The sequence below is a fragment of the Kitasatospora sp. NPDC050543 genome (assembly GCF_044457565.1).
GTDB lineage: Bacteria > Actinomycetota > Actinomycetes > Streptomycetales > Streptomycetaceae > Kitasatospora.
Map to the genome: position 1 here is coordinate 22,419 of NZ_JBITGZ010000049.1, position 12,932 is coordinate 35,350.

General features: G+C 69.9%; 17 protein-coding genes and 1 pseudogene. 7 read left to right on the forward strand and 11 right to left on the reverse strand.

All coding sequences use genetic code 11. From position 1 onward, the window contains the following. Positions 1–72 precede the first annotated feature (72 nt). On the reverse strand, positions 73–675 hold the full coding sequence (locus tag ACIBH3_RS33380) for a CHAP domain-containing protein (RefSeq protein WP_396315863.1): 603 nt from the start codon (positions 673–675) through the stop codon (positions 73–75). 343 nt (positions 676–1,018) lie between these two features. Next, entirely contained in the window at positions 1,019–1,651 is a 633-nt protein-coding gene (locus tag ACIBH3_RS33385) for a TetR/AcrR family transcriptional regulator (protein WP_396315864.1), read from the reverse strand. A gap of 131 nt (positions 1,652–1,782) precedes the next feature. Between ACIBH3_RS33385 and ACIBH3_RS33390 the strand changes: the two genes are divergently transcribed. From ACIBH3_RS33390 to ACIBH3_RS33405, 4 genes are all read left to right on the forward strand, one after another. Next, positions 1,783–3,963 carry an MMPL family transporter gene (locus ACIBH3_RS33390; RefSeq protein ID WP_396315865.1) on the forward strand — a complete coding sequence of 727 codons (2,181 nt, stop codon included), beginning with the start codon at positions 1,783–1,785 and terminating at the stop codon, positions 3,961–3,963. Between the two features lie 87 nt (positions 3,964–4,050). Continuing rightward, the gene (locus tag ACIBH3_RS33395; protein WP_396315866.1) at positions 4,051–5,217 is read left to right on the forward strand and encodes a hypothetical protein; all 1,167 of its coding nucleotides are present in this window, start codon (positions 4,051–4,053) and stop codon (positions 5,215–5,217) included. Further along, positions 5,208–5,486: a hypothetical protein gene (locus ACIBH3_RS33400; protein ID WP_396315867.1), complete on the forward strand. Its 279-nt coding sequence runs from the start codon at positions 5,208–5,210 to the stop codon at positions 5,484–5,486. The genes ACIBH3_RS33395 and ACIBH3_RS33400 overlap by 10 nt, the downstream gene beginning before the upstream one ends. Positions 5,487–5,770: 284 nt before the next feature. Beyond that, the gene (locus tag ACIBH3_RS33405; protein ID WP_396315868.1) at positions 5,771–6,715 is read left to right on the forward strand and encodes a hypothetical protein; all 945 of its coding nucleotides are present in this window, start codon (positions 5,771–5,773) and stop codon (positions 6,713–6,715) included. Between the two features lie 279 nt (positions 6,716–6,994). On the opposite strand, the gene ACIBH3_RS33410 is transcribed toward ACIBH3_RS33405, so the two are convergent. From ACIBH3_RS33410 to ACIBH3_RS33445, 8 genes are all read right to left on the reverse strand, one after another. Next, complete coding sequence (locus ACIBH3_RS33410; RefSeq protein WP_396315869.1) at positions 6,995–7,402, reverse strand: gas vesicle protein K; 408 nt, start codon at positions 7,400–7,402, stop codon at positions 6,995–6,997. Further along, positions 7,399–7,641: a gas vesicle protein gene (locus ACIBH3_RS33415; protein WP_396315870.1), complete on the reverse strand. Its 243-nt coding sequence runs from the start codon at positions 7,639–7,641 to the stop codon at positions 7,399–7,401. The genes ACIBH3_RS33410 and ACIBH3_RS33415 overlap by 4 nt, the downstream gene beginning before the upstream one ends. Then, entirely contained in the window at positions 7,638–8,438 is an 801-nt protein-coding gene (locus tag ACIBH3_RS33420; RefSeq protein ID WP_396315871.1) for a GvpL/GvpF family gas vesicle protein, read from the reverse strand. The genes ACIBH3_RS33415 and ACIBH3_RS33420 overlap by 4 nt, the downstream gene beginning before the upstream one ends. Next, positions 8,435–8,911, reverse strand: a complete 477-nt coding sequence (gvpJ, locus tag ACIBH3_RS33425) for a gas vesicle protein GvpJ (RefSeq protein WP_396315872.1) — start codon at positions 8,909–8,911, stop codon at positions 8,435–8,437. Before gvpJ ends, ACIBH3_RS33420 begins: the two co-directional genes overlap by 4 nt. 41 nt (positions 8,912–8,952) lie before the next feature. Beyond that, on the reverse strand, positions 8,953–9,210 hold the full coding sequence (locus ACIBH3_RS33430; RefSeq protein ID WP_396315873.1) for a gas vesicle protein GvpG: 258 nt from the start codon (positions 9,208–9,210) through the stop codon (positions 8,953–8,955). Positions 9,211–9,222: 12 nt separating this feature from the next. Further along, entirely contained in the window at positions 9,223–9,936 is a 714-nt protein-coding gene (locus tag ACIBH3_RS33435) for a GvpL/GvpF family gas vesicle protein (protein WP_396315874.1), read from the reverse strand. 1 nt (position 9,937) lies between these two features. Further along, positions 9,938–10,378, reverse strand: coding sequence for a gas vesicle structural protein GvpA (locus ACIBH3_RS33440; protein ID WP_396315875.1), 441 nt, complete (start codon positions 10,376–10,378; stop codon positions 9,938–9,940). Between the two features lie 64 nt (positions 10,379–10,442). Beyond that, positions 10,443–10,847 (reverse strand): gas vesicle protein, encoded by a 405-nt coding sequence (locus ACIBH3_RS33445; RefSeq protein WP_396315876.1) that lies wholly within the window; start codon positions 10,845–10,847, stop codon positions 10,443–10,445. On the opposite strand from ACIBH3_RS33445, the pseudogene ACIBH3_RS33450 reads away from it, so the two are divergent. The 3 genes and pseudogenes from ACIBH3_RS33450 to ACIBH3_RS33460 all read left to right on the forward strand — a co-directional run. Continuing rightward, a pseudogene (locus tag ACIBH3_RS33450) lies at positions 10,837–11,535 on the forward strand (SRPBCC family protein); the annotation flags it as partial. The gene ACIBH3_RS33445 and the pseudogene ACIBH3_RS33450 sit on opposite strands and share 11 nt — an antisense overlap. A gap of 176 nt (positions 11,536–11,711) precedes the next feature. Continuing rightward, entirely contained in the window at positions 11,712–11,885 is a 174-nt protein-coding gene (locus ACIBH3_RS33455; RefSeq protein WP_396315877.1) for a CsbD family protein, read from the forward strand. 403 nt (positions 11,886–12,288) lie between these two features. Then, positions 12,289–12,444, forward strand: coding sequence for a DUF6131 family protein (locus ACIBH3_RS33460; RefSeq protein WP_396315878.1), 156 nt, complete (start codon positions 12,289–12,291; stop codon positions 12,442–12,444). A 77-nt stretch (positions 12,445–12,521) separates the two neighbouring features. On the opposite strand, the gene ACIBH3_RS33465 is transcribed toward ACIBH3_RS33460, so the two are convergent. Continuing rightward, positions 12,522–12,764: a transposase gene (locus ACIBH3_RS33465; RefSeq protein ID WP_396315879.1), complete on the reverse strand. Its 243-nt coding sequence runs from the start codon at positions 12,762–12,764 to the stop codon at positions 12,522–12,524. Between the last annotated feature and the right edge of the window lie 168 nt (positions 12,765–12,932).

Sequence of the window (12,932 nt, forward strand, 5' to 3'; positions counted from 1 at the left end):
CACGCGGGCGCGGGGGGGCGGGGGGGGGGGCCGGGGGGGGGCGGCCGGGCCCCCCCCCCCCCCGCTGCCGGGTCAGCCCGCGACGGGCGAGACGTAGCCGCTGATCGGCTTGCCGAACGGCGCGTCACCGACCTTGAACTGGGTGACGTTCGCGTGCTCGGTCACGTGACCGGGGGTGGCGCCCTGGTTGCCGCCGATCACGGTGATCGAGACGATCTTGCCGGCCGAGTTCTTCCTGACCCCGGTCACCAGCGCCACGTGGTCGTCCCCCATGCCTCCGCCGTAGTTGTAGACGATGGCGTCGCCGATCTTGGGCGTCTTGTGCACGGTCTTGTGCTTGACGCCGTAGGTGTAGAAGCTCGCAGCCGCGTCGGTCAGCTCGTCGACGTGCTTCACGCCGTTCTTCGCCCAGACCCAGCCGGCGAAGTCGGCGCACCAGGCGTGCGCCTCCCGACCGTTCTTGCAGCTGTTGTGCTGGAGCTTACCCCCGTCGTAGCCCTTGTTGTTCTTGCCGCAGGCGTCGGCGCCGAGCTGGCTCTTGGCGGTGGACGCGATGCCGGAGCCGGGCGTGGCGGCCTGGGCCGCCCCGGAGCCGAGCGCCCCGAAGACGGCCGCGGTCAGCACGGCGGTGACGGCGAGCCGGGACGGCGTGACACGGTTCAATGCCCTTCGCATGGAAGGCCCCTCCCACTGGTTGGAGATCCACCCGCCGGTTTCGGCGGGCAGGACCACAGTGCGAGGGAGCGTTTGCCTGAACCTTGCCCGATTCTTGCCCCGGAGGCGGCAGGGGGTCGCTGGCCGACGTTCCATCAGTTGTCAGTGATTCAACCGGAGTTGAGCACGCGCGCGCTGGCGCCGACGGCACCCACCGTTCCCAACCGTGACCGCGACCGCCCGGCCCACTCCGGGATGCCCCGGGACCGCCCGGCATCGCCGCGGCGCACAGAACCGCGGCACACAGGGGCGCAGCGCGCAGAGCCGCGGCGCGGAGGCAGAGCGGGCTCAGCGGCCCGGCCCGTTATCCCTGACCGCCGGGCTCGGGCAGGTCGATGGAGGCGAGCAGGGCGTGCACCGTGGCCGCCATGGTGTGGCGCGCGGCGCCGACGTCGAGTCCGCTGCTACGCCAGTGGTACCAGGCGGTCCAGGTGGTGACCGCGTCCAGGCCGTTGAGGAGGTCCGTCCTGCGGCCTTCGGGCAGCGGGTCCAGCTCCTCGGCGAAGATCTGGGCCAGGCGTAGGCGGGCGAAGTCCAGCACCTCCTGGACGACTTGCTGGACGCGCTCGGAGGGGTTCTCCAGGCGCATGATCGCCAGCCGGGCCGGTGTCAGCCCCTCCAGGATCCGGGCGCGCTGCTCGGCGAGGGCGGTGACCCGCAGCTCGCGGGGGCCCTGCGTCGGCAGCGGTCGCACCTGGGCCATCAGCTGGTCCAGCCGCCGAGCGATCGCGACGTCCACCAGCTGTGCCATGTCGGCGAAGTGATGGAACACCAGGCGCCGCGACACCCCGGCGCGCTCGGCGACCCGCTCGGCCGGGAAGTGCGCCTGACCCTCGTCCAGCAGGGAGAGCATCGCGTCGGCGATCTTCTCGCGGCTCTGCCGTCCCCGTTCCGTCCGACCGTCCGGGGCGCGGCCGGCCGACTCCGGATGCTGCATCTCGGGACCTCCTTCCGTCTCGTTGACATTATTGCACCAGTAGTGCAAACGTACGGGCTGCACCAGGAGTGCAATAAGTTTGGCGGGGCGTCGGGCCGACCCCTGCCACCGTCCGGAAGGCTGGTCCGCCGATGTTCACCACAGTCGGGCGCTGGTGCGCCTGCAAGCCGAAGCGGGTGGTGGCCGGGTGGCTGCTGTTGCTCGCGACCCTGGCCATCGCCGTCGGTTTGCTCGGCCGGACGACGACCGAGGCGGTGTCCATTCCGGGCAGCGACAGCCAGGCCGCGCACGATGTGGCCGCCGGGGCGTTCCCGGGGTCGGCGTCGGGGACGCAGCCGCTGGTGCTTCGCACCGGGGCCACCGGGGAGTTGCTCACCTCGCCCGGGGCGATGGCGGCCGTGCAGCAGGCAGCCGCGGCCGTCGCACGCGTCGAACACGTGGTCACCGTCACCACTCCCTACGACCCGGCGGGCAAGGCTGCCCTGAGTGCGGACGGGCACACCGCCTACCTGTCCATCGCCCTGGACGTCACGGGCCGCGACATCACCGCCGACCTCACCGGCCGGGTGGTCGCGGCGGCGAGCCCGGCCACGGCCGCCGGGATCGAGGTGACCCCGGGCGGGTACCTGGCCGCCGCCGTCGACAAGGGATCCGTCGGGCGCAGCGAGGCGATCGGCCTCGCGGCCGCCTTCCTCGTTCTCCTGCTCGCCCTCGGCGGCCTGGCCGCGGCGGGCCTTCCGCTGCTGCTCGGCGTCCTGGGGCTGGGCATCTCGCTCTCCCTGGTCGGCCTGCTCGGCCACCTGATCGACATGCCGTCCTCCGGTGAGACCATCGCCGCGATGATCGGCCTGGGCGTCGGTATCGACTACACCCTCTTCTGCCTCACCCGGTTCCGGGAGCTGCTGGCAGCGGGAGTGGGTGTCGAGGACGCGGCCGTGCGCACCACCTCCGGATCCGGCAAGGCGGTGGCGTTCGCGGGCAGCGCCGTGATCGCCGCCCTCGCCGGCCTCGCCCTCGGCGGCCTGCCACTGCTCTACGCGCTCGCGCTCGCGCCGGGGGTGGCCGTGCTCACGGCGCTGGCCGTCAATCTCACCCTGCTGCCCGCGCTGCTGGCTCTGCTGGGCCGCCGCCTCGCCCCGAGGCGGTCCGGCCCGGCGGCCGACCGCCCGAGCGGCTGGGGCCGGATCGCGGAGCTGGTCGCGACGCGGCCCTGGCGCCTGCTGCTGGCCGGCCTCGCGCTGCTCGGCGTACTCGCCGTGCCGGCGACCCGGTTGACGTTCGGTCAGCTGGACGCGGGGAACAACGCCGTCGGCACGGTGAGCCGCACGTCCTACGACCGCTTGGCCGCCGCCTTCGGCCCGGGGATCAACGGCACACTGCAGATCACCGACAGCCTGCCCTCCGCCGCGGCCGACGCCTCCGATCCGCGGATCACGGCCGTCACCCAGGCGCTGCGCGCGACAGCGGGCGTCGCCGCGGTCAGCGCGCCGCAGCTCGGATCCGCCGGTACCACCGTCCGCTGGCAGCTCACCCCGGCCACCGCGCCCACCGACCCGGCGACCACGGCGCTGGTCCACCGCCTCCGCGAGGACACCCTGCCGCCCGTGGCCGCCGGCAGCGTCCACGTCGGTGGCGCCCCGGCCGCCCAGGCCGACCTCAACGAACGGATCGCCGCCCGGATGCCGCTGGTGGTCGGCTTCGTCCTGCTGGTCGCCGGACTGCTCCTGCTGCTGGCCTTCCGATCGCCGGTCGTCGCGGCGAAGGCCGCCGTGATGAACCTGATCTCCGTCGCCGCCGCCTACGGTGTCCTCACCGCGATGTTCCAGTGGGGCTGGGGCGCCGGCCTGATCGGTCTCGACGGGGCCGTGCCTGTCCCCGGCTACGTCCCGCTGCTGATGTTCGCCGTCCTGTTCGGCCTCTCCATGGACTACGAGGTGTTCCTGCTCAGCGCCGTCCGCGAGGCGTACCTGCGCAGCGGTGACAACCGCCGCGCCGTGGTCGGCGGCCTCGCCGGGACCGGACGCATCATCACCTCGGCCGCGCTCATCATGGTCAGCGTCTTCCTCAGCTACCTGCTGTCGCAGGATCCCGTCGTCAAGATGTTCGGCATCGGCCTGGCCACCGCCGTCGCCCTGGACGCCACCGTCGTGCGCGGCATTCTCGTCCCGGCCACCATGGTGCTGCTCGGACGCGGCAACTGGTGGATACCCCGCTGGCTGGACCGTCTGCTGCCCCACGTCGACATCGAGGGCGACGGTCACCGGGAGGCCGGCTCCCGGGCGCCCGCGCCGGCGGCCGCCGGCACCCCGTGACCTTCGCCCGCGTCGCGGCGCTGTCGGTGGCAGCACGTAGCGTGGCGACCGCCGGCATCACAGCGGGGAGAACGGGGAGGACGACGCATGGGACTGCGCGCCGAAAGGGACGGATACAGCGCGGAGCTGACGGATGATCTGACGATCGTCTACCGCGATCCGCAGGGACGGAGGCTCAAGCACTTCACCCACCGGATCGCCGGAGCGCCGGGCCTCGACGCACTGTTCGGCGCGTGCAAGCACCTGAACAGACAGCGCGAGGCGTGCCGCGACCAGGCCCGTGCATGGGCGCTGGCAGGATCGAGCGCCCCCCGCGCGCTGGCGGAGGCCGATCCCCTGTGGCGGGAGGCACTGGCGGACGAAGGTGTCCGGCTCACCGATGAGCCGGGGGAGGACGGGCTGTTCGCCCGCACCTACACCGGGTTCGACGGGCACACGCTGACCCAGCTGCTCCCCGAGGAGCTGATCCCGTACCGCGATCTGCTGATGCGCGCGGAGCACTGGGAGCCGGACGGCCTCTTCTCCACCGGCATACCGCGCCAGGCCGATGGTGAACTCCCCTTCCCTGAAAGAGTCATTGCCGCTCACCCCGGCAGCGAGCAGCTCTCCGTCCGGAAGATCCTCGCCCTGGAGGACGAGACGCACGGCTGGGTATTCGTCTTCAAGAAGGATGTCGATGAGGTTCTCAAGGAAGTGGAGAAGGACGATCCCGCACTGCTGAGCACTCTCCTCGACGAGATGGCCGACTTCGCCCTGCAGACGAAGGACGAGGACACGGCTGCCGCCTGGTTCGGGCGCGCCCGTAGGGCCGAACGCCCGGGAGCAGACGAGGCCGACAAGGAGCGGCTGTACGGCCGCTACCTAACCTACGCCGGGGCGGATGCCCTCTCCACCACGGCCCTGCGGGACTGGGCGCGCACGCTGGCCGTCAAGGGGGTGGCGACGGAGGCGGATCTCGTCCGCTTCCGTGCGGTGGCGCTGCGCCGCATGGCCACCTCCGGGGAGGCGCTGCTGCGCCGCGTCCGACCGTCCTCCGCCGTGTATCCGCAGCTCGCCGCCGATGTCCGCAAGATCGCCAGAGCCGCCGGTCTGGACCCGGAGGAGGAACTGGCCACGCTGCTTAAGGGCATCTTCGCGGCCGAGCGGGTCTCGCTGGACGACGAGAGGTTCTGGACGGACTGCCTCAAGGGCCGGGCCATGGACCTGCTGGGTAGGATGCCGAGGCCGCACGGGAGTTCGCCGCCGTGGACGTGATGACGCTGCTGATGGCCGAGATGCCTGAGGGCGTCTCGCGTGCGGAGGCGTCCGCGCGGCTGGGGAAGCTCCGGCTCGACCGGCAACCCGCGGACGGTGACAAGACGGCCCATCACGTTCGCCAAGCGCTGAGGAAGCTGAACGTTCGGACGGTCAGCCGGGGCAGCCATGCCCTGGCCATGGCCGCCGACTGCCAGGTGGGTCTGGAGCGGCTGGTCGGCCGCTTCACCCCCGCGCAGGACGCTCAGCCCGGGAAGGCCACGCCGTAGCAGGACGGCGCCCCCGAGGTACCGGCGAGCCGCGCCGCCGAGCGGCGGTCACAGGAGCCCGGCCGTGCGCTCCCGGTGCCCACCGGCCTCCTTGCGCGCCTCACCCAGGAGACGCGCGCGCCCAAGGGGGACGCCGCCTCGGGCCCGGCCGCGGTACCCGAGCGAGCAGAACTGGTGGCCCTTCCTGCAACCGGCCACCCCTGCCCAACCGGCGACCGAGGTGGGCAGCGAGGCCGAACTGGGTAGGACTCAGCCAGACTCCGAAGCAGGAAGGCAGGGCCGTCATGACCGGGAACGCTGAGGTGACGGTCCACTTTGCGCGCCTCAGGGATCTGATGCCCGTCTACCCGTTGAACCTGACGGGTGACGAGGTCGACGTGGTCCGCGACCTCTACTGCGCCGTGAGCAGCGAACTTGCCGCCCGGCACCGCCGCGACTGGAGGAGGAGCGACCTGGACGCCTCCGCCGCCGACGCGGAACGCTGGTACGCCGCCAGCGGCGAGATCCTGGGCGTCGTGGAGCGCATGGTGGAGGAGGAGCGTCGGGCGCTTCGAGCTCTGTACCGCAAGCCCGGCATGCTGCCCCGAGCCCTCTGGAATGCCGGCCATGCTCCTGGGAACAGGCGGCGCGCCAGATATGACCGCACCATGGAACGCCTGCGCCACAGCGTGCTCACCGCCTACCGGGACTACCGCGAGCAGGCAGGTGACCTGACCCCGCGCATCCAGGGCGAGCACGAGCGCCAGGAACGGAGGATGCGCGAGCTACGAGCACAGATGGAGGAGGAACAGCGCGAGCGCGAGCCTAGGGAGCGTGCGGCGCGCGCCGCAGCGATGGCCGGTGCTCCCGGCGAGCCCGTCTGGGCGTACGCGGTGCACGAGCGCACCAGCACCCTCCCTCGTCGCTTCGAGATCTCCTTGCAGACCGTCAGCGAGGTACGGGCCACCGGGAGAGAAGTGGCACAGACCGGGCTCACTCCCGAGGAGGTCCAGGCGGCGCTCACCGAGGAGCGGGAGCGGGACAGGTACACCGTGGTCCTGTGGTCCCACGAGACCGGGCTCGCGCTGCGCGAGTGGCACGAGAGTGGTAAGGAGACCGAAGCCTGGCAGGAACTCACCGGAGTGCTGGTCGACCCGTGGCCACGGATCACCGAGCAGAGCCGCTGGCGACAGCGCTACCACGGGCCGTCCAGTAACTACTTCAGTCCAGGTGGGTTCGGCACCTACTAGCCTCCGCGCCTCGGTTGGGTTCGGCGCAGCGGGCTTGATGGCATCTGCCGCTCCCGCCGGCTTGTGCGGGTCCTGAGCACATCGAGGCCCGACACGGTGGCCGACGTCTTCGGGGTCCTCGGTCGGCTGGCGGGCGGGGACGTGGCGCCGGCTCAGATGGCGGGCCCGGGCAGGTCGTCCAGCCGGGCGAAGGCGGTGGCCAGATCCTGCTGCCGGGGCCAGGTGGCGGCGATCTTCAGGTGCAGGCGCGACGGGCGCGAACCTCCGTGGTCAGTACACCTAGCTGGCGGGTGGGAGCAGACTGCCCAGGGGGCCCAGGTCCAGGTTGAGGTCCTGCATGGTCAGGCCGTACCGGGCGCAGAGCTCGCCCATGCGCTCGTGGAGGGCCATGAGTGTTGCTCCGAGAGTCTCCTCCTGTTCTTCGCTGAGGTCTCCGGCCTCCACACGGTGGATGGCCTGGCGTTCCATGAGCTGGCGCAGGAGTTCGACGATGGTGAGGACGAGCTTCATCAGGTCCCGTTCGACCGTTTCCGGGTCGGTGGAGATCCTGCGCGGCCGCCCCGGTGGTGTATCGAGGTCTGAGGACGGAACGTTCCGGGATGTCGCGGGCAGAAGCCGGAAGGCGCGTGCGGCCGCTTCAGCGACCTCGTCGAAGCGGCTGGGGGGCTGGGGGGCGTCGCCTGTCATGGCTGTTCTCGCGGCAGGGGGTTGCCGAGCCGGCGCTGGGCGGTGTTCTGTTCGGTGACGGACAGGATGAGCGCACGCAGCGATATACGGACGAGGTCGATGTCCGCGATGGAGAGGACGAGATCGCCGGTGAGGACCACGCCTCCGCTGAGCAGCCGGTCCAGCAGGTCGATGAGGGCGGCCTGGCGTGGCGGCACGGCCGCCTCCGAGCCGGTCGGCTTGCCACCGGGTGCGCTCATGGCGCGTCATCCTCTGCCAGGCCCGCGTCGGCGAAGGAATAGGGGGCCCACGGCCCGGTGACGACGACGTGGACCCCGGGCAGGGCGTCGGTCGAGCGCAGCACCTCGGCTCGGAACGGTTCGGCTTGGTCCAGTGGCACGAGGTAGGCGTCGTTGAGGACGTTCGCGCCTGACTCCACCGCCAGCTCGCCTCCCTGGACTCGGTGGCGGACATGGCCGACGGCGTGGGAAGTGGCTGAGGCCGTTATCCGCTCGGCCGCTCGCTCGGCCGCGCGGAAGGCGTCCTGGTGCGATGCCTGCTCGGTCCGACGCCGGCGGAGGTAGTCGCGTCCGGGACTGAGGTCCGGCCCTTGCGGGAGTGCGGCCTGCGTGGCAGCCGGGGCGTCGACATAGAGCTTGACGCCCCATTCCACGTGCCCAGCCAGGCGGGACAACTGGTCCAGGAACAGGCCTCGCCGGTCATCGAGCATGGCCCGTACCCGGTCGTTGTCGAGATACACCGTCGCCAGACGCAGCGGCACGACCGTGGTGCACGCCGCGAGCGCCTCAACCACGCCGTGGTGGGAGCGGGCAAGCGCCTCCAGCCACCCGAGGTCCTCAAGGTGGCCGCGGAGCGCGGCCTCGTCGAAGTCCTTCCCGGGCACGGGGCTCACTGCGGCCACGACTTCGCCGCTGTGCGTCGCGTGCACCAGGTGCACCGGCGAGCCGACGACTCCGGCGAGGCCGTCTACAGCCTGCGGTAGGCCAGCGGCATGCCGTGCCACAGCGTACGTGTAGGCGAGCGGCCCGGCGGTCATGGCTCACCTCGCTCGACGGTCCGGGGTGCGGCTGGCGCTCGCTTCGAGCGGGCCGGGCGGCGGGGGGCCGCGGGGCTCTCGTCCACGCTCTCAGGCGGCGGCAAGGCCTCTTGGTCGGCGCGCAGAGCGTTGATCTGCGCGCGCAGCCGCCGGTTCTCCTCGATCTGCTCACGCAGGCGCCTGTTCTCCTCCTCCAGGGAGGGCCCGCTGCCTGCGCTGGAGGACAGCGAGGGGTCGTGCTCCCACCAGTCGATGCCCATCTCCTTGGCCTTGTCCACCGAGGCGATCAGCAACCGCAGCTTGATGGTGAGCAGTTCGATGTCGAGGAGGTTGATCTGGATGTCGCCTGCGATGACGATGCCTTTGTCAAGGACACGTTCCAGGATGTCGGCGAGGCTCGCGGAGGACTGGCCGTATGGCGGCGTGGACCTGGAGGGGAGGGAGCCGAGGCGGTTGGCGATGGATTCTGTCACGGCTCGACCTCGTTTCGCTGACGGGTGCGTGCAGTGTGGGGTCACATGTCGCTGTCGCTGCGCCGCCTGTGGGCTCTGATCTCGTCCAGACGGTCGAGGAGTTCGTCCTCGCGGCGGTCGAAGCTCTCCTCGTCGATGTCTCCTGCCAGGAGAGCCCTTTCGAGTTCGGCGAGTTCCCGTTCGATGGGCGCAGGGTCGTAGTACTCGTCCTCCGCGGCCTCGACAACGCGCTCCAGCACCCACACGGTGCCGCGCACCGGTGCGAGCGGGAGGGTCAGGATCTGGGTGAGCAGGCCCATGGGGTACCTCTTCTACACGAAGCTGTAGGCGGGCAGCGGGCCGTACAGTCGGAAGTCGAACTCCTCGCCGAGCTCGTGGGTGAGGCCCTTCTCCGCGGCGAGGAACAGCTCTTGATGTTCGTCGTCCACCAGGAAGGAGATGTTGAGGAAGTCGTCTCCGGTCGGCTCGGAGGCCCGTTCCTGTCGGGTGTGCGGGCTCAGTGCCTCGATGATTCCGGAAGCCAGGGCCTGGTGGCGGGCCAGGACTTCCTGGGCGACGAGCTCGCCGAGTGCCAGCTGGAGGTCCGGGCCGGTACTGCCGGCTTTGATGTCCTCGTTGAGTTGCCTGGCCTCGAGCGAGTCGTGGAGGATCTGACGCAGCAGCACGTCCTCGTCGATGGCCGCCTTGAGGTGGTACTCGGCGCAGCCCTCCAGCGCTGTCAGTTGCTGTGTGTACTCCTCTCGGCGCTCCTCTAGGACGGTGCGTACGGCGTCGTCGTCGGGGGCGGTGAAGCCGAAGCGCAGTGGGAGGACGGTGCCGGTGGTCATGAGACGCTCCTGAACGGCTTGCTGTGCCATGAGGTCGCGCCGTTTGGGCCGTAGGTCCTCGGGTGCGTCGCTGACGACCGCGCACAGCGGCCCCGCACACACGGTGCGTAGCGTCGTGGGGGTTTCGCCCACGCCGGTCAGGCCGTCGAGATCGCGGGGATGCGCGGCAGCGGTGATGGAGTAGATATAGACGGCCACGTTACTCCTCCCGTCGCCTGGTGGGCCGGCGAGTGGGCCTTGCTCGTTTCGGCTCGGGCTCTTTCTCGTCCTCCTCGTCCTTGTCGCCTCCCAGGTGGAGGGAGTCGGTGACGGCTTCGACGGCGCCGCTGATCGCTCCCTTGCTCTTGCCGCGCGCTCCGCCCTCGGTCACTTCTCCGACGATGTCGGTGAGCTGGGCCGGCGCCTTTCGCCCGGATTCCAGGTCCAGACGGTTGCATGCCTCGGCGAACCGAAGATAGGTGTCCACACTGGCGACGACGATCCGGATGTCGATCTTGAGGATCTCGATACCGACCAGGGACACGCGGATGAAGACGTCGATGACCAGTCCGCGGTCCAGGATCAGTTCGAGGATGTCGTAGAGGTTCCCGGTGTTCCCGCTGCGGGAGACACTGGCCGAGCTCTGCGGCACCACAGTCATGGTGCCTCCTTTCGCCGCCCCGCCATCGGGGCGGGGTGTTCCGCTTTCGTCGAGGCGTGGGCCATCAGGTGCGGCGGTCGATCTGCCCGCGGGTGTAGCGGCGGATCCGCTCGTACGCCACCAGTTCGCCCTGCTGGTCCAGCGACACCCGGTAGCTGGCCATCACGCTGGTCGTCTCAGGGATGCGTTCCAGTTCCACCACCTCCACGTCGGCCCGCCAGCCGTCCTCGGTGGGCTTGAGAGCCGAGACCGACTCGGGCACGCGCCCCAGTAGTTCCGCGAGTTGCTCAGCCGCGTAGCGCATGGCCTGCGGCGCCGAGACGCGAGGCCGTGGACGCCGCCGCGCCTCGCCCGCCTCGCCCTGCGCGCGGCGGTTTCCACCGGCGCCGGCTCGGGCAGAAGGCGCAGTCGCGCGGGCGGGCCTCCGTGGCCTGACGCCATCCTCCCGCTTTTCTGTGTTCCTGAACATCGTCGAGACGCTCGACGTCGGCGTGCCCGTGCGGACCGCCTACGACCACTGGACGCAGTACGAAGACTTCAGCGGCTTCGCCAAGGGCGTTCAGAGCATCTCACAGGGCGACGAGATGACCACTGACTGGAAGGTCAAGGTCGGGCCCTCGAAGCGCAGCTTCAAGGCGACCGTCCAGGAGCAGGTGCCCGACGAGCGCATCGTGTGGACCTCTGAGGGGGCCAAGGGCAGCACCCGCGGGGCCGTGAGCTTCCACGAGCTCACTCCGAACCTGACGCGCATCGTCCTGGTGGTCGAGTACTACCCCTCGGGGTTCTTCGAGAAGACCGGAAACATCTGGCGCGCCCAAGGCCGGCGCCTTCGTCTGGACTTCAAGAACTTCCAGCGGCACGTCTCCCTCACCAACGACGAAGCCGAAGGCTGGCGTGGTGAGATCCGTGACGGCGAGGTTGTCCGCACCCACGACGAAGCCATGGAGGAGGAAGCCGCAGAGAACGACCAGGAAGCAGGCGAGTACGACGAAGAGGGCCCTGAGGATCAGTACGACGAAGAGGAGCCCGAAGACGAGGAGTACTACGACGAGGAACCTGAGGACGACGAGTACGACGAGGAGAGCGACGAGGGCGGAGTCGCCGATGAGGAGGACGAGGCGCCGTACGAGGAGGAGGAGGACGAGGACGAAGCGTGAGTGTGCCGCTGTCTCCCAGCCGTGCACCCACCCGGCCGACGTCCCGGCCTGGAGAGTGTGGCCGCAGCGGGCATCGACTTTCCCACTCTCAAGCATTTCACCACGAAGATTGAGAGTAACTGCACATAAAGGGGGCACCCGCCAGGGTGAACGACTGATCCGCAGAGGAGGACAGCATGAGTGCAGGAAAGAAGATCAAGCACACCGCGGACACCGCCAAGGGCAAGGTCAAGGAAGCGACCGGCAAGGCCGTGGGCAACGAGAGCCTCGTCCTCAAAGGCAAGGCCGAGCAGGTCAAGGGCGATGCGGCCCAGGCCGGCCAGAAGGCGAAGGACGCCCTCAAGCACTAGAAGTGACCAAACAGGATTTCGCCGAGCGCGGGCGTGCCCCGAGAGCGAGGTCCAGGAGGAATGGCGGCCGCAGCGGCGGCCGCCCCTTCTTGAGGTCACTGCGGGCCGCTTCCGGTGAAGATTGCACCATTCCACTCCGACAGGGTGCCGCGGGCAGGTTCGCGGCGATGCGTCGGCCCGACCGAACACACCGCGCGCTCCGGAGACTCAGCAGTGAGCGGATATCCGCGTGCGGGACCTCATCGATCGGGTGGGCGCCGAGAACCTGTCCATGCGGCACCTGACCACCCCGCCAAGCCCGCCTCCGACAAGCAAGACAGGCCCACGAAACCAGGAAAGGCGTAACATCACCTCCGCATTGACGGAGGACCACATGGACGGGGGGCGCAAAACGGAGGTCATCGTGATCGTTCTCGGAGTCATCCTCCTCGTCATCGGATTCGTCGCCAGCATTTCCATCCTGTGGACCATCGGGATGGTCCTGGTCGTCATCGGCCTCATTCTGTGGGTCATGGGTGCGGTCGGCCACGAGGTCGGCGGCCGCCGCCACTACTTCTAGACACAGGCCGGCGACCTCCAACCTTCCTACCAGCACCAGATACTGAAGTTGAACTCGTGATGTCGGTCTGAAGGTGGTCAGCCGTCCATGATCAGGCCGGTGGAGGCGAGGCACCCGTCGATGAGGTGGGGTCGGTACTGGATCTGCTTCAGGCTGCGCCTGACGGCTCGGGCCAGCTGGTCGAGGTTCGCGGCGGCGAGGTTGCCGATGGTGCGCTTGACCAGCGACCAGATGCCCTCTTGTGGGTTGAGGTCCGGTGCATACGAGGGGAGCTGGAAGACGGTCAGCCAGTCCTTGCTCGCCTGAACGAACTCCTGCATCGGCGGCATCAGGTGGGCACGCAGGTTGTCCCACACGAGCACGATCGGGCCGCCGAGCTGGATGTGCGCGCCAGCGGATGAGCAGGTCCCGGTAGTCCTGCCAGGTCAGGCCCTTCTTCTCACCCTTGCGGCCACGGTAGACGTGGAAGCTGTAGAACATCCGGGACC

What these genes read in the sequence shown, in the direction of transcription:
- ACIBH3_RS33390 (WP_396315865.1), top strand. Translation starts at nt 1,783, where the DNA reads ATGTTCACCACAGTCGGGCGCTGGTGCGCCTGCAAGCCGAAGCGGGTG.
- ACIBH3_RS33455 (WP_396315877.1), top strand. Translation starts at nt 11,712, where the DNA reads ATGAGTGCAGGAAAGAAGATCAAGCACACCGCGGACACCGCCAAGGGC.
- ACIBH3_RS33395 (WP_396315866.1), top strand. Translation starts at nt 4,051, where the DNA reads ATGGGACTGCGCGCCGAAAGGGACGGATACAGCGCGGAGCTGACGGAT.
- ACIBH3_RS33445 (WP_396315876.1), bottom strand. Translation starts at nt 10,847, where the DNA reads ATGTTCAGGAACACAGAAAAGCGGGAGGATGGCGTCAGGCCACGGAGG.
- ACIBH3_RS33380 (WP_396315863.1), bottom strand. Translation starts at nt 675, where the DNA reads ATGCGAAGGGCATTGAACCGTGTCACGCCGTCCCGGCTCGCCGTCACC.
- ACIBH3_RS33440 (WP_396315875.1), bottom strand. Translation starts at nt 10,378, where the DNA reads ATGACTGTGGTGCCGCAGAGCTCGGCCAGTGTCTCCCGCAGCGGGAAC.
- ACIBH3_RS33405 (WP_396315868.1), top strand. Translation starts at nt 5,771, where the DNA reads ATGACCGGGAACGCTGAGGTGACGGTCCACTTTGCGCGCCTCAGGGAT.
- ACIBH3_RS33410 (WP_396315869.1), bottom strand. Translation starts at nt 7,402, where the DNA reads ATGACAGGCGACGCCCCCCAGCCCCCCAGCCGCTTCGACGAGGTCGCT.
- ACIBH3_RS33420 (WP_396315871.1), bottom strand. Translation starts at nt 8,438, where the DNA reads ATGACCGCCGGGCCGCTCGCCTACACGTACGCTGTGGCACGGCATGCC.
- ACIBH3_RS33385 (WP_396315864.1), bottom strand. Translation starts at nt 1,651, where the DNA reads ATGCAGCATCCGGAGTCGGCCGGCCGCGCCCCGGACGGTCGGACGGAA.
- ACIBH3_RS33465 (WP_396315879.1), bottom strand. Translation starts at nt 12,764, where the DNA reads ATGCAGGAGTTCGTTCAGGCGAGCAAGGACTGGCTGACCGTCTTCCAG.
- ACIBH3_RS33415 (WP_396315870.1), bottom strand. Translation starts at nt 7,641, where the DNA reads ATGAGCGCACCCGGTGGCAAGCCGACCGGCTCGGAGGCGGCCGTGCCG.
- ACIBH3_RS33430 (WP_396315873.1), bottom strand. Translation starts at nt 9,210, where the DNA reads ATGGGCCTGCTCACCCAGATCCTGACCCTCCCGCTCGCACCGGTGCGC.